The organism is Nonomuraea rosea (assembly GCF_039539705.1).
Taxonomy (GTDB): Bacteria; Actinomycetota; Actinomycetes; order Streptosporangiales; family Streptosporangiaceae; genus Nonomuraea; species Nonomuraea rosea.
Genome location: NZ_BAABDQ010000057.1, coordinates 30,573 through 51,984, shown reverse-complemented (window position 1 = coordinate 51,984; position 21,412 = coordinate 30,573). Strand labels below are relative to the sequence as shown.

Genomic DNA, 21,412 nt, shown 5'->3' with positions numbered 1-21,412 from the left:
CAATGAAGGTAATCTTGCTCGTGCCGTTTACCCCTAGCGGAGGTTAAAACCGCATGAGCAGTACCTTGTTATCGGACAGACATCGCACGCTCGCACTCGCATCGGGGCTCATCCTCGCGGCCACAGCATTCCTCGTCAACGGGAGTCCGGTTACCGCCGAACCCCCGCCGAGCAAAACGCGAAGCGACCTCACCGCCACCGTTGACGCCGCCAAGAAAAAGGGCTCGCCGGTGGAGGTGGTATCCGCGAGACGTGAGGATTCCACGCTCTACGCGATGCCCGACGGCTCTTTCTCCGTCGAAATGCATGCCGGTCCTATCCGTGTCAAGAGAGGGCAGGATTACGTCCCGGTCGACACCACTCTCGCCCTCGAGAACGGGCGCCTGAAACCGAAGGCCGCCAAGTACGAGACCACCCTTTCACCCGGTGGTACCGGGCCCCTCGCCACCTTCAATGACGGCACGACCTCCCGCACGATCGGTTGGGCGCAGGCCCTCCCGAGCCCGGAGATCAACGGTAACCAGGCCGTCTACCGGAACGCTGTTCCCGGCGGAGACCTTGTCCTGACCGCCACCCCTACTGGCTTCAATCAGGCGGTGGTGCTGCGCGAGAGGCCGAGCAAGGCCCTTGAGATCTCTATTCCGGTCGCTCTTTCCCAGGGCCAGAAGTACCGCAAGGCCAGCGGCGGCAGGCTCGACCTGGTCGGTTCCGACGGCAAAGTTCTGGCCACGTCACCGCCGCTGAGGCTGGGCGACGCCAAATCCCTCGAAACGCCGGATTCCGGCGCCACCTCAGCGGTCCCCGTAGAAATTCAGCAGACCAGCGCTGGAAGCACGCTGATTCTGCGGCCGGATCAGAAGTTTCTCGCCAACGACGCGATCAGCTACCCGGTGACGCTCGCCGTGTCCGACTGGGTGGGCGCCGGGCTCAAAGTCGACACCATGATCAGTTCAGACTATCCGAACTCGCAGACGACGGCCACGTGGCTCCACGCGGGCAAATTCGGCAGCGGTTCGAAGACCGCCAGAACGTATATCCGTTTCAACGCGGGACTACCACTGCGCGGCGCGACGATTATGAATGCGGACCTGCGCCTGTGGAATTACAAGTCCAACACGTGCGCTTCCTCGGTGGGGTCGGGCATCCAGGTGCGCCGCATCACGAGTGACTGGGCGTCGAGCACCTTGACCATGTCCACCCAGCCCTCGACCACCACGACCGGGGCGGTCGTGCTGGGAACCGCCACCGGCGACCCGGGCTGCGCCGAGGCCGAGCTCTACTACTCGGTGGAGAACATCGTCCAAACTTGGGCGAACGGCGCTGCGGACTATGGTTTCCAGCTACGCGCGACGGACGAGTCGGACACGACCAACTGGCGGATGTACCGCTCTTCCGAGAGCGCCGCGACTGGACCTGTGCTCTTCATCCAGTTCACCCACCCCGGTCCGCAGCGCGTCGAGTTCGTGACCTATCAGGGCGCGGCCTCGGTCCCGCTCGACGGCACGTCCTACGACTTCTATTCCTTGCTCAACATCCCAGGCATGCGCGAGGAAGATCTGTCCGAGTTCGCGCAGACCGGTCAGGTGACACGGGAAGCGTCATTGACAGAGGCGGCAACCGAGTGGCCGCTCTCAGGCGACTGGGAGGCGTCACCGAAGTACTACGAACTCCAAGACGGCGAACCGCCGGAGGAGACATCCTCACCGTCCCCCTCACCCACGTCGGGCGGGCAGACCATCACCCTGCCGCTGCAGGTGGACACCTGGATCGACGATTTCGGCTCCTCTGGGCCGAGTGATCAGACCCTGTGGGCGGGTAAGTACGACGCCGAAGATTTCTCCGTCACCGAGCGCACGTACTTGAAGTTCGACACGGCGGCTCTCGCCGGCAAGACCATCACGGACGCACGGCTCGAACTGTGGAACAACGCCTCCTACGGGTGCGGCGGGGCGATCAAGGCGCAGCGTGTCACCAGCGCCTGGGATGCCCCAACGCTCGACTGGGGCAACCAACCGGCTGCCACCGCCGACGGAGAGAGCAGCGCCACCGAAACCAGCGCCTGTCCCGCCGAGCCAGCCCTTTGGTCCTGGCAGATGACCGGCATTGCCCAGGCGTGGGCGTCAGGACAGCCCAACCACGGTGTGCTGCTGCGAGCCGCAGACGAGGCAGCCACAGCCACGATGTACGACCGCGGCTTCGAAGCGTCGGAGGGCACGCAGGCTCCCGTGCTCAAGGTGACCATCGCCGGCGGCGCAGGCAGCGGTTCCCCGACACCGACACCGACCACCGGCGACACGACTCCGCCCACCGTTGTGACAGTCAATCCGGCTGAAGGGGCGACCGGCGTGCCGGCGGATTCGCCCGTCACCGTGACGTTCAGCGAGCCGGTGACCGGCACGCAGATATCCGTCTACGACCTGCAGTTCGAAGAGGAGGTACCGGGCTCGGTCAGCATGAACGCGGCCGGCACCGTTGCGACATTCACCCCGTCCGAGCCGTGGATGGACTCCTTCATGGTCGTCACGGTGTCCACGGCGAAGGACGCGGCGGGCAACACGATGAACCCTTACGACTGGAGCTTCGGCGAATACTGGGCAAGCGCCCAGAGAGCCGGCAAGACCGCCGTGAAGGCCGACGCGCCCACCGTCCAGCGTGCCTGGACCCGTCCCGACGGGCGCACCTTGATGGTTGAGCTGGATGACGCGCAGCGCGTGACCTCCGACGTGACCATTGAGGTCCGGAGCGCGGCCAAGGAAAACTCGAAGCTCCTGTGGTCCGGCGTCGTGAACAGTGTGGCGGCAGGCACGGTGGCGCGCCTTCAGATTCCGCCCGGCCAGGTCACCGGCAAACAGGTGACCTGGCGGGCTCGCGCCACGACGGGCGGTGCCGTCGGCACGTGGTCCAAGTGGCAATCGGCCGACGTCGCCGGGGACAACGCCACGACCCCGGCGACCAGCGCCCTCGCCGTGGAGCCTCCGGGCGCCTTCGATCTTATGACCTACTGGGACAGTCAGGACGGCAAACGGATCAACTATCGCAAGGGCTATTGGGACATGGCCCGTGACGAGGGCTTCGGCAATGTTAAGATCGTGCAGAAGCATGACCTGAATGTCATGTCCGCGCATCAGATGACCAAACACCCGCATCGGGGCATAGCCCCTGACAGCTTCATCATGACGCGCTACCACTATCTGGCGACGGCTTACCGCCATGAGTGCGACGGCTTCCTGTGGTGGAAGGAGTGCTACGTGTCAGAAAAGCGGGACACCAGAACGGTCGTGGACTTCAATACCCAGTCGAGCAAATACCAGGGCACCTTTGGGGTCGTCACCGCGTTTTGCGAAACTCGCAACAACCAGTGGCTGTGCCCTCCCTGGATGAAGCACTCTTTCGGAGCGGTTCTCCTGCCGGTCCCCGGATGATCTAGGACTTCACATGCGGATCGACGCCTGGGACGAGGACCAGCCCGAGCTGATCGCACGTCTGCGCCTGCTGTACAACCTGGCGGCGACGCAGCGGGCGAACGCCGACGACGGCCTGACCTTCGCGTCGATCCGGCTCGACGGCGACAGCGGCCAGTGCACGGTCATACCGGCCGGCCGCTCCGCCGTCGATTGCCATGTGGACTACTCACTCTCATCGCGGGACGCCTTGCGCGACACGTTCGCCGCGCAAGGCGTCCCGCTCCGCGCGGCCCCAGCGGACGATGGGACCCTCGGCATGCCCGACGACGACGACCCGTCCCTGCTCCAACATGCCTGGATCATGAAAATGATGGCCTATGGGGTGGACCCCTGGACGAGTTACGGACGTTCCTGGAGCGGCGACCTCTTGGAGGTGCGGTTATCACATCGGTCGACGCAGACCCTCTTCCGGATAGACGGCGTGACACCCTTGGTCACTGCCGACATCGGCCATGGTGAACCAGCCCTACGCCTCGGCCTCAACTACAGCATCGTGGATCGGATCAGTCGCCTCGTGAACGAGGGAGGCGAACCCACCCTTCTTTGGTGACCCCCGGCCACAACATGGCCAGTCAGGCGCAACTCGTGTGTGCCATTCGTGACCGGCTCCGCATGTGATCCAGGTCGTTGCCGCTCTGCGCGCAGGCCCCCCTCCAAGTCTGCAGACCGGCCGGGGCAACGGCGACAACCCTGCACCGGGAACCAGTTCCACCGGTGCCGAGCTCCTGATCGTGGATGAAGCCGACCGGCTCAAACGGCCGGGCTCGAACAACTCCGCGACCACCACGACCGCACCGGCATCGGCGTGATCCTCATCGGCATGCCCGGCATCGAAAAGCGCCTCGCCCGCTACCCCCAGCTCTACTCCCGGGTCGGCTTCATCCACCACTACAAGCCCCTGTCCATCGACGAACAGGCTCACGTCCTGGACCGCAAGTGGCCCCACCTCGGCTTCGGCGCGAGCGACGATTTCGCCACCACCGAGGCCATCGCCGCCATCACCCGCATCACCAGCGGCAATTTCCGCCTCATCACCCGCCTCGTCGACCAGATCGAACGCGTGCTGGAGATCAACCAGCTCACCACCGTGACCAAGGAAGTCGTCGAAGCCGCCCGCGAGAACCTGATCATCGGCGTCATGTGAGCCTCCCGCCTCGAACCCGCGACCCACCACATCGACACCCCCGGCCCCGCCACATGGCGGGGCCGTCCTTTTGCCGTCAAAGGATCATGTCTGGCCACGTAGCGCCGGAGATTCCTGGCCATTTATCGCCGGAACTTACAGCCAACCGGCGCGGCGGCACCAAATGGTCGGCGCCCAACTCACTCATGCCCAGCCCCATGACCTCCGCGACCTGATCCAGCGCTTTGATAATCGTCGGCCCGGACCCGCGCGGGACCGAGCCCTTGCGCCAGCGCTCCAGATCCGAGACCCGCGAGCCCGGCAGCACCTCCAGCAACTGGTCCAGCACATACCGCTGGCCCACCGTCAACAGTCCCTCCAGCACGCCCCACAACCGCCGAGTCGTCTCATCGCGCACATGCGTGACCAGCCGCGCCAGCGTCGTCACCCCCGGCAGCAGCACATCGCGATCCCGCAGCCACCCCACCGCGTCGGTGAAGATCGCTTTCGGGCCGTCCCCCGTCGTCCATGAGCGGGCCGCCACCCACGCCCGCAGCTCCGTCTCCACGGTCCCGAATTCCTGCAGGCCGTACACCCGCCGATCTCCCACTGATGGTCGAAGCGCGTCTTGGTCCGCTCGGTGTATCGCTTCACACACGACGGATCGGCGATGCCGAGCTGCTCGGCCACGAAGTCGACGAGGTCCGCACGTCCAGCGGATCCTCCAGGAACGTCCCGGCCCACCGAACGGTGACGAGCTGAAGGCCGAAGCCGACCTTCATGTGCTCACCACGACGACGCTCGATCAGCGCCCGATCCTCGTCATCGAGGAAGAACACCCGCTCCAGGTCCGCCCGCGACGGCACCTCCGCATACCGGCCGTACGCAGACGCTTCGCCATCAGTCAGGAACTCCACCACCGGCATACGCCGCAAAGTAAGGCCTACCAGCCCTCAACCAACCGTCAGTAGTTGAACCGTTACCCAGTCCATCGCCAGCGTGCCGCCCGCCTGTATCGGCGCGCCAGATGGCGGTAACCCTGCCCGCGTGTAACCCGCTACCGCCACTGGCCGATTGGTTGCTGCTCAAGGGCCGTCCATGCCCTGCTGGTAGAGCTGGGAGACGCAGAAGTGCCGCAGCACGTGCGGGGTCAGGACGTCAGCCCATTCGGGCAGGTGCGCGGCGGCGGCCTTGGCCAGCGCGGCCCGCAGCGTCTCGTCGCCGACGCGGGCCACTGAGCCGTCGGTGTTCTTGCGCTCCGATAGCAGCAGCGCCACTCCGGGCCGGGGGTGGTCGTCGCCGAACTGGCCCCACACGTCCTCGACGAACCAGCGCAGTGTCGCCGCGGCATTGTTGATCAGCGGCACCATCCGCTCGCGCGGTCCCGACCCGCGGGCGCCCTTGCCGTGACGGACGTGCAGTTTGCCGAAGCGGCCCAGATCCCACTTGATGTCGGCCAGGTCCAGCTTGCACGCCTCGTTCACGCGCAGCCCGACCTCGGACATCAGGCGGCAGGCGGTGTAATTGCGGGCGGTCGGGGCGAACTTCCGGCAACTCGTCAGCTCCTGCCGCCACCCGGCGAACAACCGGCTCACCTGCTCGACGGTGGGCGGGATACGCAGCTTGCCCAGCGGACCGCCACGCGGCCGGTTCATCTCATCGATCGGTCACTCGACCACGCGGCCGGTCATCTGGTGAATCTCGACCTTGTGACGCAGCTCCAGGAACAGGAAGAACGTCTTGATCGCCTGTGCCCGGGCCAGCCGGGTGCCCTTCGCAGCGGAGCCCAGCACCTTGCCGAAGTACGCATCGGCGTCGGCTGGGTCCATCTCCCACAGCGGCCGGCCGAACCAGGCCCGTGCCTGCTCCAGATGCACCACGTCGGAGGAGATCGTCCCGTCCGACAGTCCCGCTGCCGCCTGGGCCAGCACGAACCCGGCCAGCACGTCGGTCTCCAGCGCCTCCAGGTCCTCCGTGGTGGCCGGGCCCGCGCCATCCGAAGATCCTTCACCATCACAGCAAGACGAATGACCAGGACGATAGACCTTCAAAATCCCCGCAATCTCATCAACAACCGAAGAAGCCGGAGCGCCAGCAGATAGCCCCAGGTCCTCGGGCTAAAGAGACCGAAGAACCCCGAAGGAACTGGCCCGAAAATAGAACCTCAGCTGGGCGCGCGGCAGCACCCGGCGGAGCGTCAGCGGAGCCGGGTATCGGTTGAGGTCTGAGGGTTAGGCCACCTCTTCTTCCGTTGGGTGGGTGGCGTCAAGTGTGACGGTGTAGCCGAGGCGCTCCAGGCTCTTGACGTGGTTGCGAACCTGCCTGGGGTGGTGCATCCGCGTCTCGTAGTAGTCGGGGCCGAGGTCTTCGTAGCGCATGCCGGGATTGGACAGCAGACTATGGATGATCTTGAGGTGAGTGTTGCCGGTGGCGACCTGGGCCTTGGGCTTGCCACGGCGTTTGGCCAGGCATCTGTATCGGGCTCCGAGCCGGGTTTTGGTGTGTCCGGCTGCTGTGGACGATTCGCCGAGCACGGCGCCGATGTACCGGTTGCCCTTGGTGCGGGCGTTGCGGCCGATGAGCTTGCCGGCCGACTGTTTCATCAGCGGGCAGAAGCCGGACCACGACACCAGGTGGGCAGCGGTGCGGAACCTGGACATGTCGATGCCGATCTCGGCGAGTAGGTCCTGGGCGCTGCGTCGCCCGAATCCGGTAACCGAGTCGATCTGGGTGAGCTGCTCCTCGTAGAGGGCCAGGAGAAACGTCGATCTGCGCGGTGACGTCGTCGACGTCGTCGATGTCGGCGCTCTGGCGATCGATGCGGTCCAGCATCTTGCGCAGTAGGAACGCGTGATGCTCTTGGAAGGTGTCGGCACCGTCAAGGGCCTCCACCAGCTTGGGGACCTTGCTGCGGGCCCGACCAACCGCCGGTTCTGCCAGCGTCCGCGAGTCCTTCTGGCCCGCGATGAGCGCTTCCATGATCGCCTGGCCGGACACGCCGTGCACATCGGTCAGCACGCAGGACAGCTTGATCAGAGCATCCTCGAGCAGCTTCTCCACCTGCTGCTTCTTCCTGGTCCGATCCTTGGTCAGGTTCCGCCGGTAGCGGGTATGCAGCCGGATCGTCCGGAACTCCTTTGGTGGCCACGAAACAGGCTGTGATCATGCCTCGCTCGAAGTCCTTGGCCAGCCAAACGCAGTCGGCCTTGTCGGTCTTCGGCCGCCCAGGTAGATGCTTGACCTGCTTAGCGTCGGCCAGAACGCAGTCGAAGCCCTCGGCCTCCAACCGGAAGAAAGGCGCCTTTCAGTAGTCGCCCGTTGCCTCCATCGCGACATCGGTGACGCTGTGCATGCGCAGCCAGTCCGCCAGCGAGAGCAGTTCTCTCTTGGTGGCGCCGAACGTACGGACCTCTTGAGCGCGGCGCTTGGGGTTCTTGTCGTCGGGCACCCGAATACACGCATCCACCTGGCCCTTGGCGACGTCCAGCCCTCATACCCGGCCCAGGTACAGTGGCTCGTCCTCAACATCCTCCACGTGGCCTCATTCCTGATCGGGGGTACGGAGCACGCCGCCCGGGGTACCGGGGCGAGCGGAAAATCTGGCCCGCGTGCACGTAGCGACAAGGAATAGCCTAGAAAGATCGGTACCCGGCGTCAGACTCAAGGACGGGCTCTACCGCGCCAAGTTCACTCGACGTCGCAGGCTGCGCGCCCGACCATCGTGACGCAGGAACCCTGCACCACCACGACGATCGCCGAAACCGATCGAACCTCGCACGGCAGCCGGACCCTTCGGGTAGGCGGGTCAGCACTGCATTTCACGCCGGAACCGGCGTCACGCAGCGATACAAAGACTCAAGGGTAAGGGTAATGAGTTATGGCGGCCTCGTGATCAGGAGTTGCGCCCGAGGAGTTGGCGTATCCGGTCGGCGACGAGGTGTGGTTGCTCGGCCTGTATGAAGTGCCCTGAGTCGACCTCCTCGTAGTGTCCGTCGGGCAGGTTCTCGACATAACCGCGCTGGTGCACGCGGCCTTCGGCCAGTCGCTGCCCGCGCGGTGTGCTCGCTGGCGGACGCGTGGCGGCCAGCAGTATGGTCGGGCACTTCGGGGAACGGGGCGGCTGGATGCGGTACTGACGGATGGCGCCGAGCACGGCACCGTTCTCGTTGCGCATCTGCGCGACGCCGGCGGGGGTGAAGTCCTCGCGGACGATGGTCTTATAGGTGTCTCGGGAGAACAGGCCCCGAATGTTGCGGCCGGCCAGCCCGGCCAGTGGGCGGACGTAAGTGAGCCTCTGCGCCACGGCCAAGTTGCGGTCGATCTGCTTGGCGATCTGGTCCCAGGTGTCGTACATCGGGGCGGTTTCCGGGGTCGGGTCGATCAGCAGCAGTCCCTGGAGCCGGCCCTCCAGGCTCTCGGCCGCGCGCCGCGCGATCAGGCCGCCCATACTGTGCGCGACGAGCACGAACCGGCCGCTGACGGCGGCCTCGACCATCGCGACGAGGTCGGCGGCCATGTCGTCGACGCTCCACTGCTGGGCGTGGCTGCCGGTGCGCGCGCGGCCGGCGCGGTCATAGGCCACCAGCCGCGCCTGGTTCGCCAATAGCGGCAGGATCGGATCCCAGCACGTCCGACCGCAGCTCATGCCTGCCTCGAAGACCACATGATCCGGCCCCTGGCCGGACTCCTCGACATAGACGTGCCGACCGTTGACGAGCACCCTCCGCCCCGGCACTTCCCGCATGCCACCCACCTCCGCCTCAACGTTTTCATTTTGGATAATAGTATCGTATATGAAATCGTTGGGCCATGGACCCTGTCAAGCAGCTGCTGCATCCGGTGCGGCTGCGCATCCTGCATGCCCTGTCCGCAGCAAGCACGCTGACGATCGCGCAGATGTGCGCCCGCATGCCCGAGGTGCCGAAGATCACGGTTTACCGCCAGGTCGCACAGCTAACCGAGGGAGGGTTCCTGGAGGTGGACGGCGAGCAGCGGGTACGCGGCGCCGTCGAGCGCCGCTACCGGCTGTGTCAAGACCGGCCCACAATCGACGCTGACGCCGCCGCCGCGATGTCGCTCGACGACCACCGCCGGGCATTCACCGCGTCCATGGCCGTCCTGATCGCCGAGTTCAACGCCTACCTGGACCGCGACGGCGCCGACCCCACCGCCGACACGGTCTCCTACCGGCAGGGCACGCTGTGGCTTAGCCCAGACGAGCTCACCGAGATGATGGCCGACCTGCTCGCGGTAGTGCGCGACCGGCTGGCCAACACGCCCGCGTCGGGCCGCACACCGTATCTACTCAGCGCGATCTTCTTCCCTACGAGCAATCGCCGGGCGCACGGACCCGGTCGCTAGCTGTTCAGCACCTGGCCCAGCGACCATTTCTTCTCGTAACTATCACCAGCGATGACCAACACCCTGGGGTGGTTTAGAGCCTCTCCCCGCAGAGCGGCTCTGGAGGGCCAACAAACCTCCATCTCTCACACAGCACCGCGTTCAGCGGAGCGCCATCGCTTCTCCACCTCCCGCGTTCGTGTTCACAACAAGACCCTCAAGTACCGCTTCGACTTCCCCGGGTACTTCGACTCGATCGAGCACGCCCGGGCCTTCTGTGAGGACTTCTTCGACTCTACCGGCACAAACATCGCCATTCCGGGCTCGGGGGGTGTGTCCAGTTTTCGGCGTGCGCCGTGAGGCGCTGTGATTTGAGCGGAGGTGGGAGACCTTCGCCTTCGGCCTGTCGCAGCAGGTCGGTGTAGCTGAGGGCAGCCTGATCCGGGTGATGCCGGGGAGGGCGGGAGCAGCCCTGACAAAGCCGGGACGTGCCAGTACTGCCAGATGGTGGGGGTCCGGTGAGCGTGATGGAGAGGAGTACGAGAGGAACCGACGTCGTTACGTCCCTCCACTGGACGCCTGCTCGAACCTGGCGGATCTGGGCAGGACGCGGCGCGCACCCGCGGGCCGAGGCTGGCGGGGAACTCCTGGGCTGGTTTGCCATTGCTGGCAGGGAGGCCATGAGGAAGGTCTGCGGCGTACTCATGGCGAGGCCGCAGGGACAAAGTCGGGCTCCTCCTTCGTCGAGCGAATCACAGTGAACACGGGAACCACCCGGTCGCAACTCCAGGCCATGGGCATCCAGCCCACTGGCCGGGATAGGTGCAGCGACCACTGAACGGGCTGGGTGGGGCGGAGCCGCCGTAGTAGTCCGAGATCGGGAGAGCCGGTCACATGGCGAAGGGCGGCAGCGGTTTCGAGAAGGGATGGAGGCTGCAATGCCGAAAGACGCGCCGCTGAATGGCGGCGCCTGGCCAAAGGCGGTTCCACTGGGGCCGACTCGGCGGGTATCGGAGATGCAGGCCAAGCTTCACCGTTGGGCGGCGGCTGATCCTGGCCGCCTGTTTGACGACCTGTTCAACTTCGTGCATGACCCGGCGACGCTGCTGGTGGCGTTCGATCGGGTTGCGGGCAACCGCGGAGCACGCACTCCCGGCGTGGACGGCCTGACGGCCACCGACGTCGAGCAGCGCATCGGTGTTCCGGGGTTCCTGAACGACCTGCGAACCTCCCTGAAGGATGGTTCGTTCCGGCCTTTGCCGGTGCGAGAACGCAAGATTCCCAGACCGGGTGGGGCAGGCAAGGTCCGTGCCCTCGGGATTCCGATGGTGGCCGACCGGGTCGTGCAGGCCGCGCTGAAACTCGTGCTGGAACCGATCTTCGAGGCTGACCTCGAGCCGGTTTCTTATGGGTTCCGGCCCAACCGGCGTGCTCAGGATGCGATCGCTGAGATTCATCATTTCGGCACCCGAGGCTATCGGTGGGTGCTGGATGCGGACGTCGAGGCGTGCTTCGACCGGATCGACCACACGGCCCTGATGGAGCGGGTGCGTCGCCGGGTGAAGGACAAACGCGTTCTGGCACTGGTCAAAGCGTTCTTGAAAGCCGGGATCTTGACTGAGCTCGGTGAGAACAAGAGCACCACGACCGGGACGCCGCAGGGCGGCATCCTGTCTCCGCTGCTGGCCAACATCGCCTTGTCGGTGCTCGATGAGCACCTGATGGAGCCATGGAAGCCCGGCGGGACGATGTCGAGCGAGGGCAAACGCGGACACCGCCGCCGCAAGGGTCGGCCGACATGGCGGCTGGTCCGCTACGCCGACGACTTCGTCGTCTTGGTCCATGGGACCCAGCACGACACGCAAGTGGTGCGCGAGGACGTCGCGAAAGTGCTGGAACCGATCGGACTGCGGCTGTCACCGGCCAAGACCCAGATCGTGCATCTGAGCGACGGGTTCGACTTTCTGGGGTTCCGCATCCAGTGGCGCCGCAAGAGGGGAACCGATAAGTGGTACGTCTATACCTTCATTGCTGACCGGCCCATCCGGTCGTTGAAGGCCAAGATCCGTGCCCTGACCCACAGGAAGTCACAACAAGACCTGAGGTCCGTGCTGATCAGGCTCAACCAGATCATGCGCGGCTGGGCCAACTACTTCAAGCACGCCGTGGCCAAAGACCGGTTCTCCGCCCTTCACCAGTTCGTGTGGTGGAGGCTGATCCGGATGCTGCAAGTCCGGCACTGCTGGAGCTGGAAGGACGTCCGACGCCAGTTCACCACCCCAACCGGGCGGTGGCTGCCCATCACGGCGACGGACGGGACCGAGTTGTTCGACATCGCCAAGGTCACGGTCACCCGATATCGCTGGCGGAGCAACAAGATCCCCAACCCCTGGGCCACACCCGCATGACGGCAGAAACCGTGGAGAGCCCGTTGCGTTGAGAGGCGCACGGCGGGTTCGGCGAGCGGCTTGAGGAGACGGGTTCAGGGAAATCTGGGCACCGCGCCTCAAGCCGACTCGACTCTGTCCCGTAATCGGTGGTGGCGTTAAGCGATCTTCACTGCAGCAGGATGCGGTGACGCAATAGGTCGAACCCAGCGCGGCCGTGCATCTGGCGCATGATCCTCTTTGTGCGGGTGTTCACGCCTTCGGTTCGGCCGTTGTGGTGCGGGAGGGTAAGGGCGGCGTTCACGGCGTCGCGGTCGAGTTCGAGGCCGTTGGCGAAGCCGTGCAGGTGAGGTAGATCAGCGGCTCGGAGGGTGGTGATCCAGGCGGCGAGCTTGGCGTCGTTGCCTTCGGCTGGGCTGAGGAGTTCGGCGAAGCTGCGGACATGGCGGGCGAGTTCGGCCAGTTCGGGGCAGGCGGCGGTGAGTTCCTGTAGCAGTTGGGTGTCGCTTTCACGCAGCCGGTCGGGGTGGGTGAGCAGGAGACGGGCCAGGCGGCGCGGGGTGATGACGGGCCGCTCTCCTTCGGCTCGGCCTTGGGTGATGTAGCGGTAGAGCAGGTTGAGGCTGCCGGTGTAGCCGAGCTCTTTGATCTCGCGGAACAACTGCTGCACGGGAACGGCCGGGTCGGCGGCGCGCCGCTCGCGCAGGTGATCACGGTAAGGATCGACGAGAGTGGGCCGGTAGCGAGGAGCGCGGCGCAAAGCCTCGGGCTCGCGGGTGCGGGCGTAGCGCTTGACGGTGTTGAGGGACACGTTCAGCCGGCGGGCGCACTCCAGGAGGCCGACGCTCTTGCCCAGCAGGTCATGGATCTGCCGCCAGCGCTCACGGGTGCTCTGTTCGCGAACGCCGGCAGACCGGGGCGGGTTGACCGTGGCCCAGCAGGCACTGTGGGAGCGAACCTCAGCGAGGGTCTGGTCGCAGAAATTGATGGGTCGGGCCGGGGCGCCCTGCCGGGATTACTCCCGATGGGTTTCCCCGACCCGCCCGCCGAACCCGGCGTGCGACTCTCACCGCACCGGGCTCTCCACGAGATCATGCCGTTGGAAGCGGACCGGTCAGGGCCTCCGGCCAAGGGTTGGAGATCCCGTTGATGCCCCGGTAGCGGTAACGAGAGACCGTGACTCTGCCGAGGTCGAACAGTTTGATCCCGTCCAGTTCGATGGGCTTCCAGTGTCCTTGCGGAGTGCGGAGCCATCGCTGGATGGCCGTCCACGTCATGCGGTGCCGGGTGCATCACCCAATGGATCAGCCGCCACCAGACGAAGGTGTGCAGGCGTTGCAGGGTGTGCTTGGCGACTGCGTGCTTGAAGTAGTTGGCCCAGCCGTGCAGGATCCGGTTGATCTGGATCAGCGCGATCTTGTAGTCGAGATGCGACAACCTCTGGGTTAGTGCCTTGATCTTCCGCTTCAGCGTCTCGACCGGCTTGTCGGCGATGAAGATATAGACGTGCCACTTGTCCGTTCCCCGCTTGCGCATCCAAACGATGCGGAAGCCGAGGAAGTCGAACCCGTCTGCAAGATGGACGATCTGGGTCTTGGCCGGTGACAGCACCAAGCCCAACTGGACGCGCTGGAGGCCGCAGGCTGTGATCCGATCTTCTCCGAGAAGATCAGTACCCGGATCAAGGTGCGGCCGGAGTTCGCCAAGGCGATGGAATACGCCCTCACCATCAAGAAGGCCGTTCCGCACCAGCGGGTGATCTTCACTGCGCACGAGATGAAACGCCTGGGGCGCGGCGCCGCCGAACTGCTGGCGATCGCCGAGGAACTACGCCATCACGATATCGAGCTCGAACTGCTCACAGGCCCGCTGCAGGGCGTTTACGACCCCAGCGGGCATGGCGCCGCCCTGTTCGCGTTCTTCGCCGGGATGGCGGAATCCGAGCGGGAGTACATCCGGGAAAAGTCGTTGGAGGGCCAGGCCTCGGCGCGCGAGCGCGGCCGCCACGGCGGGCGGCCCCAGGTGTTCGACGACGATATGATCGCCTACGCCCAGTCGCTGCGCGAGCGAGGCGTGGCCGTGCCCGACATTGCTCGCAAGCTCGTCATCCCCACCGGCAAGAACAAGGGCCGCACCCCTCGGTCGCCACTGTTTACCGCGTGCTGGCCAACGGCGACGTCGCCGGGGGGTGAGCTGATCAGCACTCCGCGCGTGCGGCCTAAACGGGAATCCCGATGCGCTGGGCGAAGGCGTCGAGTCTGGGTAGCGCGCTGCATCGGCCTGTGTGCATCAGGTCGGCCACCATGCGGTGCACGGGTGGCCGGTAGCGGACCTCGGCCGGTGCAGCGCGTTCGGCTGCCAGAAGCGCCTGGTAGCAGTGCGGGAGTCGCCCCACTGGTAAAAGCTCTGGCGACGTCACCCAGTAGCGGCCCACGCTCGGCGGTGAGGATGGGCAGCGGGGTTCACCGTCTGGCGTGTTCGATGGCGGTGCCGCTGTCGCCGAGGACCTGAGCGATGCTGACCTGGTAGAGGGCGACGCCGGTGGCATTGAAAGCGGTGCAGCGGGCGTTGGCGTTGGTGTCGCTCGGTGAGCGCGATCACCAGCTGTGCACAGCTCATCTCCTTTGGATCCAGACGCACGACCAGGGCGTGACCAGACCGGCCACGGCGCACGCGCGCTGAGTTAGCCGGACATGCCGACGTGCCACCTGACGGTCAGCGAGCCGACTCCGACCAAGGTCCGAGCGGATTCGGGCCGAACGTTATACCGAGCATGAGCGGGTGAATTCCCCACGATAAGAACGCCGCGACGGCCATGACCCCGCTGTCGCTCAACGCCTTGTAGCTCGCCGGTGTCGCGATCTGTTGAGCCAACCAATCAGACCCGACCGTATGCTCACTCCAGAACTCCGCGCCCCTTGGAACCGGTGTCGCGCGTACCGCAGATTGCCACGCGCCGTCGGCGTCCCGCAGGAGCTCGACCACGACGATCGGCTCGAAGGGCCCTTGCCAGCTGCCCCGGTGAATGGCCAGCCACTCGCCACGGGTGGCGGCGGCAACGGCCGTCTCCCCGAGCCACTCATCCACGGTGATGTCGCCCCGCACGGACTCGGCCTTCGCCTCCTCCATCGTGACCGGTGCTAGCGGAACGAGCTGAACCACGGGCGTCGCTCCCGGACCCGGCTCACGGTCGCGCAGCACCAGCAGACCAGCCTCCCGGTTGAGGAGGCCGAGCTCGCGATAACGGCCGGTCTCGTCATCCACCCGGATCATCGCACCTGCCCCCAGCATGCTGGGCGGTGAGCCGGACAGCCGCCAGAAGCTGACGTCATCCTCGCCCCACAGCGCGATGTAGCCACCCATGGGCGGTCCGATCATGACACCACGAAGTGGTTCGTCGGACCCTGGGGAGGTAAACAAGTCTTGATCCATTCGGTCAGCCTATTTACCTCCCTCCTGACGTACGACGGTTTTGACCCGGTTGGCCGCACGTGCCGGAGCCCAGACGCCCATGAGGTGACAATTTGGCTCCCCTTCCCGCAGCCAGCCGCGTCGTCCAGCAGGGGTCATTCGTCACTCAGAGCGGATCATCTGACTGTTGAACCTCGGCGCTCGGCCCCGGCCCGAGGTCGAGCTGTTTGCTCATGTCGAGTTCGAATTTGCCGTACAGGTTCAGGTGGCTCCAGAAGAGGGCCGATAGGCCGCGCCGGTCGGCGTCGGTGAGCTTCTTCTGCCACTTCGGCTCGGCGGGGACGATCTGTACCATCCTGGTGTTTACCAGGTAGACGATCGCGGCCTGGACCAGGTGAAGAGCGAGGGCGGAGACCTTGACGTGTTCGCGGTCGTCGCCGGTCAGATCACCGGCCTTGCCGTATTCTCTGCACTTCGCAACTTTGATCATGAACTCGTCTTCGGCATGCTCGGCCGAGTAGGCAGGCCGAGAGCGACGGTGGTGCGCCGGTGCCGCTGGGCTTGCTCGCGTTTCTGCCGAAGGAAGGTGAGGGTGAGGTCGATGCCCTCGATCTCACCCAGCCAGCCTTCGTGTTCAGCTCGGCTGCGGCGTGCGGTCAGGTCGGTCTCGAGCTCGTCGAGGCGGGGCAGCATCTTGGGACCGATCTGCAGGACGGGACATCGCAAACAAGCGTGCTCGTGCGGGCAAGGGGTTCCGTAGGGGCGGCCGCAGTTGCCGAGCTCGGCCTTGCGTCTGTCGAAGTGTTCCTCGAACTCTCGCCATTCACTCTCGTTGGCCGGCCGATACTCGTGGTCGGGCGTAGTTTGCGGCGCCGAGCCAGGTGAGCTTGATAGTGGCGGACGAGATCCTCCTCGAAGACCGCGACATAGCCGCGGGTGGTCCCAAGATCGAGATGTCCGAGTAGCGCTGCCCCGATGTGGATGGGCAGGCCACTGTTGACCAGGTCGGTGGCCAGAAGCCGCCGGAAGTCGTGCGGGGTGAACTTGGCCTCGGCGAACTCTCGGCGCTGTTCGGCGAGGTCTGCGCAGAGCTGGCCGAGGATGTGCACCACGGTGGTCGAGCTGAAGGCCTCGCGGCGGGAACCGACGACGCGCTGAAAGAGGAACGGCTGCGGTGAGCTGGTCTGCTTGTCGTGCGGGTCGAAGCGGGTGACCAGGGAGATGGTCGGCCGGTCGCGGGTGTGGCGGCGGATGATGGCCGCGATGACGTGGAACAGCTCGGCCGACATCGGGATGACACGCTCCCGGTCCGTCTTGGAGGGTGCGATCACCAGGAGGGCGACGACCTCGCCGTTGGGCCGCTGATACTGGCGGACGCTCAGCTGCGTGAGCTTCAGCAGCTCCTCGACGCGGACGCCACTGTGACGCAGGGTTTCCACGATCGCCCACTCCCAGAAGGCCTTCTGCTCCTTGCGAGAGACGTTCACGAGCTCGCCGGTCTCTTGGTCGCGTACTCGGACGTGGGCTTGACCGAACTCGGTCTGGCGGCGGCGATCATAGTCGGTGAACACTCGCTGGTAGGCGCGGCCGTCAACGGTGACTATTTCGCCGGGTGCCGCCGCGTCGCCGGCGGCCAGGAGTTCGGCGAAGCGCGCGTACTTGTCCTCGATGTGCGCAACGAGCGCGGGCAGCAGAGGCTGCCGACGACGGGTGCGATCGGCGACTCGTTCGGAGCTGCGGCGGCGCCGGGCAGCCTTGCCGCGGGTCTCTGGATCACGGATCGGACAGGGCGCCACCCACCGTGCCCACTGCCCGGGCTCTTCGGCGGCCCATGCCTGCAGGTCGTAGTAGAAGGCCCGGACGGCCATCAGCGCGCTGTCTTGGGAGAGCCGCGGTGATCCGTCGGGCTTGAACTTCAGCTCGGCGCGCCATTGCTGATAGGTCTCCTCCGACAGGCGCAGGTCGGCCTGGTCGGGGTTGATCTTCTCGACGGTGCACCAGAAGGTGTTGACCAGTTCCCGGGACAGGCCCTCGATGGAGCTGTAGTCCAGGCCGGGCTGGCGACGGCTCAGGTAGTCGATGAACAGTTGGGCGATCTGCGGGTTGGCGACCGGGTAGCGGCGGACCAACTGCTCGACGGACAGACGTCCGGCCCGCAACGCCGTTCGCAGCGTCCGCGGGGTCTGCGGCGGGAAGTGCTCCATCTCATGCAGGACCTCCCAGGCCAGGTGGCCGGTGAACCGGGTGGTCGAGGTGTTGACGACTCCCGCCAGCTCACGACACTCCTTGGCATAGTGCAGGAACGCCTCGGGAGTCAGGTCTGCCAGGACGATGCCCTGCGTGGTCAGTGCGCAGCAGACGTCGAGCAGCGCCCGGTTCCGGTAGAGGTGGCTGACCTCGGCGGCCTCGGTCTGCTTGAAGAAGCGGTCCAGCAGTGGATCGTCCTGCGCGACGCGGAACGTCTTGGCGTAGGAGAGGAACTTGTTGGAGCGCATCGCTGGAAGACTCGGCCGGATCACCCGCAGGCAGAGCAGCGCTTCCAGGCCGCCAGTGATCGTGGACCGTCCTCGGTCCTCGGGCCTCTCCAGGTCGCGAACCAACTGTCCGGGTAGGTCCAGCCCGCTGGATTCCCAGCGTTGCTGCCAGGTCTCGCCAGGGAATTGCTCCAGGTGGTGCAGCAGTCGTTTGATCGCCGCCTCGCGCCGATACTCGCGGGTTCGCCAGTCGTCCCAGGTGGACTGCGACACCGCGGCGATCTCCTCGGGTGTCGCCTGGGTCAGGTCACCACGGGGCTGCGGTGGGATGGTGGGCCTGGCCGGGACGGCGCGCAAGATGCCACCCCACCGTCCAGGGATCTCCTGGTCGGGGGCCACGGGCCGGGGCTTGGTGCGCCACGCCTTGGTCTCAGCCACCGAACACCGCCTGGATGTCGGCGGGGTCATAGCCTGGTGAGAAGTGCCGCTCGACCTGCGGTCTGGCGTAGTGCTCCTGTAGCTTGTCGATCAGTTCTTCGACTCGGATGCGAGTGTAGCGTTCGGTAGTGGACAGATGCCGGTGCCGCAGCACGGCCTGGACCTCCACGATGCTCAGCTCCGGGTCGCCGGCCATGCGCGCGGCCGCCGTATGACGCAGGTCGTGCAACGTCCAGTTGGTTCCCAGCTTGACGTTGGCCCTGTTCAACACGGCGCGCATCGCCGAATAGGTCAGCGGCCGGGGCCGACCGTGCAAGGCCCGCCAGACCGGCTGGTCATCCTGCGGCAGCCCGTGCTCGTCGAGATAGAGGGCAAGATAGGCGACGGCCTCCGGCGAAGCGGGGACCTCCTGCAGCGTCTGTGATCCCTTCGACACGACCCAGATCCGCATGCCCGCCCAGTCCACGTGTTCCAGCCGCAGCTGAAGGAGTTCGCTGGCTCTGGCCCCGCTGGAGACGTAGAAGGCCAGCAGCGCTCGGTCCCGATCGCAGGTCATCGCCTCGAACAGCTCACCCCACAACCGGTCGGGGATGGACCGTGGAGCTTGATCGGTGACTTTCTGGCGCAGCCGTGCCCGGGGCGCGAGCCGGTGAGGCTCCAGCGGACTGCGGTGCGCCAGCATCGCCCGGCGACCCTGCTGGTCCGGCACTGGGTTGATCGCCGGGCCTCGTCCGTAGTGAGCGTGGAAGGCGTAGAAACTCGACAGGACCGACAACGTGTGGTTGATCGTCGAGGGTGCGTATCCCTCCGGCAGGGCCGCCTTGCCGGTGCGCAGGTTGACCGTGCCTGGCCGAAGGCTGGAGGAGCGTCGCCGCTGCGGGTTACGAGCCGTACGCAGCCAGCCGACCAGCACGGTCACCTCTCCGCTCATCGCCCGTTCCCAGCTGACATCAAGGAGATCGAGCAGCCGCCACCAGCGCAATAGATCATGCGATAGGACCGGCACGTCAGCGGACTGGCGTCGCCAAGTACGAGATCTTGCAGGTACTTGCTGATCGGATCGATCTCGGTCTCGCTGGCGTCGAGGACGAGGAAGGGCAAGGACGGACGGGTTCCTGCTCGAACCTCGCCGATGCGGGGCAGGTCGATCCGCCCTTCCAACAGAGCCGTGCGTACGTCGTCCAAGGACTGCTCTCCTCTCCTGGTTCCCCTGTGAGGGGTGGGATAGAAGTGCAGTTAACAGGGAGAAGATGTCCTTGTTGGCCGAGTTCCAGTTCTCCACCACGTTGAGGCCCTCGTGGATTTCGCGCCGGAGTTCTTCCTCGGCGAGGTAGTCGCAGATGAAGACGGTGCGGATCACCCGGCCGAGTTCCTCGATGGCCCGGTAGGTGGGGTGCTTGGGGCCGCCGCGGGTGAAGCGGCGCAGCATCTGGTGGGCCTCGGCGGTGCGCAGCCGCAGAGCGGTGGCGTATTTGATCATCTGGTCGTACTGGTTGGCGATCAGTTCCCAGTCGATGCTCTTGCCCGACAGGACGCTGTCCAGCTCCGGCCAGGCCTCGCCTTCGGTCAGGCCCGGCCGGTACAGGCGGGCCGAGCCGATGTTCTTCAGCCGGGGCAGCAGCTTGAAGTCCAGCAGATGCGAGAAGGCAAAACCAACGACCGAAGCTCCATGAGTATCTGTGTACTGGCGGTCGATCTCTGTGCTGGTCAGGTGCCGGAGCAGGCCCTCGATCATCGAGGCGACCTCGGAGTCCGTCGTGGACCGGACCTGGCTGTAGATGCACACATTTTTGCGTTCTACGTGCCAGTACACCATAATTCCGGCACCTCCATATCGTTGGTGCTACTCGGTTATGAAGTTCGCTGACCAGGAGCCGAACTTGCGCGAATCCGACGCGCACGCGGTGCCCGGCCCCCACCGGGAGATGTCGCGTGCCTCCAGCGTCTTGTTGACCACAGTGCGGATCGCGGCCCGCAGGTTGTCGCGGTTGACGAACATCCGGCGGGTGCGGCGCAGCGCGACCTCGGTGTCGGCCTCCATCCCCGCGACTGCGGCCGTGCCGTCGGCGACCCGTCTGATCCCCATGTTCGTACCGACCGGTGGGACGCTGATCCACGCCTCGCCCTTCTTCTTCGTAATCCTCACGCCGCCGGTGGCGTGCTTCTTCACCCCCTTGTTCAACCGGTCCAGCGCCGCGACGTGCCGTTTTTTGAGGTCGGCGATGAAGTCGGCGGGGTCGCGGGGCTTGGCCCGCGCCTCGTAGTGCACGTCCCGGTTGTCCTCGAAGTCGACCGGCAGGTCGTGGTCGGGATTGCGCCAGGTGTTGCCGCCCTCCACCAAGATCTCCCGGCGTCGGATCGCCTTGCGCAACGCCACCAGGACACACAGCTCATACGGGATCCGCTCGACCAGCCAGGTGTCGGGGTCGACCACCGCTTCCTTCCAGTCCTCGGGCACCACATGCTCCAACGGCACCACCTCGGAGGCAGCGTAGAAGTCCTCGTCGGAATCGGCGTACCGCTCCAGCAGGTCCAGCGCGTCCATCACCGGCCGGAAGGTGTCGTTGCTGCACCCGAACGTCACCGCCCGCAGCAGTTTGGGCAGACCGCGCCGATAGTGGTGGGAGTAGGAGCCGCGCAGCTTGGTCCGGACCCGGGTGTTGAACTCCTTCTCGTTCGCCTTGGCCTCGGCGATGATGTCCTCCAACGTCCGCTTGCCGACCACCGGGTACAGGGCCTTGCGGACGATCTCCTCCGGCAGCCCCAACGCCGCGG

16 protein-coding genes and 4 pseudogenes are annotated in these 21,412 nt (G+C 65.7%); 6 read left to right on the top strand and 14 right to left on the bottom strand.

Translation table 11 applies throughout. The features are described 5' to 3' along the window. Positions 1 to 53 precede the first annotated feature (53 nt). The 3 genes from ABEA43_RS61655 (at position 54) to ABEA43_RS61645 (ending at position 4,608) form a co-directional block, all read left to right on the top strand. Entirely contained in the window at positions 54 to 3,422 is a 3,369-nt protein-coding gene (locus ABEA43_RS61655; RefSeq protein WP_345578088.1) for a DNRLRE domain-containing protein, read from the top strand. Between the two features lie 13 nt (positions 3,423 to 3,435). Next, positions 3,436 to 4,014, top strand: a complete 579-nt coding sequence (locus ABEA43_RS61650; protein ID WP_345578085.1) for a hypothetical protein — start codon at positions 3,436 to 3,438, stop codon at positions 4,012 to 4,014. 270 nt (positions 4,015 to 4,284) lie between these two features. Next, positions 4,285 to 4,608 (top strand): TniB family NTP-binding protein, encoded by a 324-nt coding sequence (locus ABEA43_RS61645; RefSeq protein WP_345578082.1) that lies wholly within the window; start codon positions 4,285 to 4,287, stop codon positions 4,606 to 4,608. 76 nt (positions 4,609 to 4,684) lie between these two features. Here ABEA43_RS61645 and ABEA43_RS61640 read toward each other — a convergent pair. The 6 genes and pseudogenes from ABEA43_RS61640 to ABEA43_RS61615 form a co-directional block, all read right to left on the bottom strand. Continuing rightward, positions 4,685 to 5,513 (bottom strand): annotated as a pseudogene (locus ABEA43_RS61640) (DUF4158 domain-containing protein). Positions 5,514 to 5,672: 159 nt separating this feature from the next. Then, the gene (locus ABEA43_RS61635; protein ID WP_345578079.1) at positions 5,673 to 6,242 is read right to left on the bottom strand and encodes a site-specific integrase; all 570 of its coding nucleotides are present in this window, start codon (positions 6,240 to 6,242) and stop codon (positions 5,673 to 5,675) included. A 12-nt stretch (positions 6,243 to 6,254) separates the two neighbouring features. Beyond that, on the bottom strand, positions 6,255 to 6,533 hold the full coding sequence (locus tag ABEA43_RS61630; protein ID WP_345578076.1) for a hypothetical protein: 279 nt from the start codon (positions 6,531 to 6,533) through the stop codon (positions 6,255 to 6,257). A 285-nt stretch (positions 6,534 to 6,818) separates the two neighbouring features. Beyond that, on the bottom strand, positions 6,819 to 7,463 hold the full coding sequence (locus ABEA43_RS61625; protein ID WP_345578073.1) for a transposase: 645 nt from the start codon (positions 7,461 to 7,463) through the stop codon (positions 6,819 to 6,821). 428 nt (positions 7,464 to 7,891) lie between these two features. Then, positions 7,892 to 8,053 carry a hypothetical protein gene (locus tag ABEA43_RS61620; RefSeq protein WP_345578070.1) on the bottom strand — a complete coding sequence of 54 codons (162 nt, stop codon included), beginning with the start codon at positions 8,051 to 8,053 and terminating at the stop codon, positions 7,892 to 7,894. A 426-nt stretch (positions 8,054 to 8,479) separates the two neighbouring features. Continuing rightward, positions 8,480 to 9,331, bottom strand: coding sequence for an alpha/beta fold hydrolase (locus ABEA43_RS61615; protein ID WP_345578067.1), 852 nt, complete (start codon positions 9,329 to 9,331; stop codon positions 8,480 to 8,482). 65 nt (positions 9,332 to 9,396) lie between these two features. Between ABEA43_RS61615 and ABEA43_RS61610 the strand changes: the two genes are divergently transcribed. Beyond that, positions 9,397 to 9,948, top strand: a complete 552-nt coding sequence (locus tag ABEA43_RS61610; RefSeq protein ID WP_345578064.1) for a helix-turn-helix domain-containing protein — start codon at positions 9,397 to 9,399, stop codon at positions 9,946 to 9,948. 917 nt (positions 9,949 to 10,865) lie between these two features. Next, positions 10,866 to 12,335, top strand: coding sequence for a group II intron reverse transcriptase/maturase (ltrA, locus tag ABEA43_RS61605; protein WP_345578061.1), 1,470 nt, complete (start codon positions 10,866 to 10,868; stop codon positions 12,333 to 12,335). 148 nt (positions 12,336 to 12,483) lie between these two features. Here ltrA and ABEA43_RS61600 read toward each other — a convergent pair. Together ABEA43_RS61600 and ABEA43_RS68510 are read right to left on the bottom strand one after the other, a co-directional pair. Further along, positions 12,484 to 13,299: pseudogene (locus tag ABEA43_RS61600) on the bottom strand (transposase); the annotation flags it as partial. Positions 13,300 to 13,613: 314 nt separating this feature from the next. Next, a pseudogene (locus ABEA43_RS68510) lies at positions 13,614 to 13,850 on the bottom strand (group II intron maturase-specific domain-containing protein); the annotation flags it as partial. An 84-nt stretch (positions 13,851 to 13,934) separates the two neighbouring features. On the opposite strand from ABEA43_RS68510, the gene ABEA43_RS61595 reads away from it, so the two are divergent. After that, positions 13,935 to 14,825 (top strand): recombinase family protein, encoded by an 891-nt coding sequence (locus ABEA43_RS61595; RefSeq protein WP_345578148.1) that lies wholly within the window; start codon positions 13,935 to 13,937, stop codon positions 14,823 to 14,825. A gap of 204 nt (positions 14,826 to 15,029) precedes the next feature. Here ABEA43_RS61595 and ABEA43_RS61590 read toward each other — a convergent pair whose 3' ends face one another. From ABEA43_RS61590 to ABEA43_RS61565, 6 genes and pseudogenes are all read right to left on the bottom strand, one after another. After that, entirely contained in the window at positions 15,030 to 15,677 is a 648-nt protein-coding gene (locus ABEA43_RS61590; RefSeq protein WP_345578058.1) for a hypothetical protein, read from the bottom strand. 214 nt (positions 15,678 to 15,891) lie between these two features. Continuing rightward, complete coding sequence (locus ABEA43_RS61585; protein WP_345578055.1) at positions 15,892 to 16,215, bottom strand: Tn3 family transposase; 324 nt, start codon at positions 16,213 to 16,215, stop codon at positions 15,892 to 15,894. Continuing rightward, positions 16,212 to 16,418 carry a recombinase gene (locus ABEA43_RS61580; RefSeq protein ID WP_345578052.1) on the bottom strand — a complete coding sequence of 69 codons (207 nt, stop codon included), beginning with the start codon at positions 16,416 to 16,418 and terminating at the stop codon, positions 16,212 to 16,214. The genes ABEA43_RS61585 and ABEA43_RS61580 overlap by 4 nt, the downstream gene beginning before the upstream one ends. Next, positions 16,382 to 18,637: a tyrosine-type recombinase/integrase gene (locus tag ABEA43_RS61575; protein ID WP_345578049.1), complete on the bottom strand. Its 2,256-nt coding sequence runs from the start codon at positions 18,635 to 18,637 to the stop codon at positions 16,382 to 16,384. Before ABEA43_RS61575 ends, ABEA43_RS61580 begins: the two co-directional genes overlap by 37 nt. Continuing rightward, positions 18,630 to 19,193: a tyrosine-type recombinase/integrase gene (locus ABEA43_RS61570; protein WP_345578145.1), complete on the bottom strand. Its 564-nt coding sequence runs from the start codon at positions 19,191 to 19,193 to the stop codon at positions 18,630 to 18,632. The genes ABEA43_RS61575 and ABEA43_RS61570 overlap by 8 nt, the downstream gene beginning before the upstream one ends. 648 nt (positions 19,194 to 19,841) lie before the next feature. Then, positions 19,842 to 21,182: pseudogene (locus ABEA43_RS61565) on the bottom strand (Tn3 family transposase); the annotation flags it as partial. Positions 21,183 to 21,412 lie beyond the last annotated feature (230 nt).

Coding starts and splice junctions, on each gene's coding strand:
- ABEA43_RS61655 (WP_345578088.1), top strand. CDS start 54: ATGAGCAGTACCTTGTTATCGGACAGACATCGCACGCTCGCACTCGCA.
- ABEA43_RS61650 (WP_345578085.1), top strand. CDS start 3,436: ATGCGGATCGACGCCTGGGACGAGGACCAGCCCGAGCTGATCGCACGT.
- ABEA43_RS61645 (WP_345578082.1), top strand. CDS start 4,285: ATGCCCGGCATCGAAAAGCGCCTCGCCCGCTACCCCCAGCTCTACTCC.
- ABEA43_RS61635 (WP_345578079.1), bottom strand. CDS start 6,242: ATGAACCGGCCGCGTGGCGGTCCGCTGGGCAAGCTGCGTATCCCGCCC.
- ABEA43_RS61615 (WP_345578067.1), bottom strand. CDS start 9,331: ATGCGGGAAGTGCCGGGGCGGAGGGTGCTCGTCAACGGTCGGCACGTC.
- ABEA43_RS61610 (WP_345578064.1), top strand. CDS start 9,397: ATGGACCCTGTCAAGCAGCTGCTGCATCCGGTGCGGCTGCGCATCCTG.
- ltrA (WP_345578061.1), top strand. CDS start 10,866: ATGCCGAAAGACGCGCCGCTGAATGGCGGCGCCTGGCCAAAGGCGGTT.
- ABEA43_RS61590 (WP_345578058.1), bottom strand. CDS start 15,677: ATGGGTGGCTACATCGCGCTGTGGGGCGAGGATGACGTCAGCTTCTGG.
- ABEA43_RS61585 (WP_345578055.1), bottom strand. CDS start 16,215: ATGATCAAAGTTGCGAAGTGCAGAGAATACGGCAAGGCCGGTGATCTG.
- ABEA43_RS61580 (WP_345578052.1), bottom strand. CDS start 16,418: ATGCTGCCCCGCCTCGACGAGCTCGAGACCGACCTGACCGCACGCCGC.
- ABEA43_RS61570 (WP_345578145.1), bottom strand. CDS start 19,193: ATGACCTGCGATCGGGACCGAGCGCTGCTGGCCTTCTACGTCTCCAGC.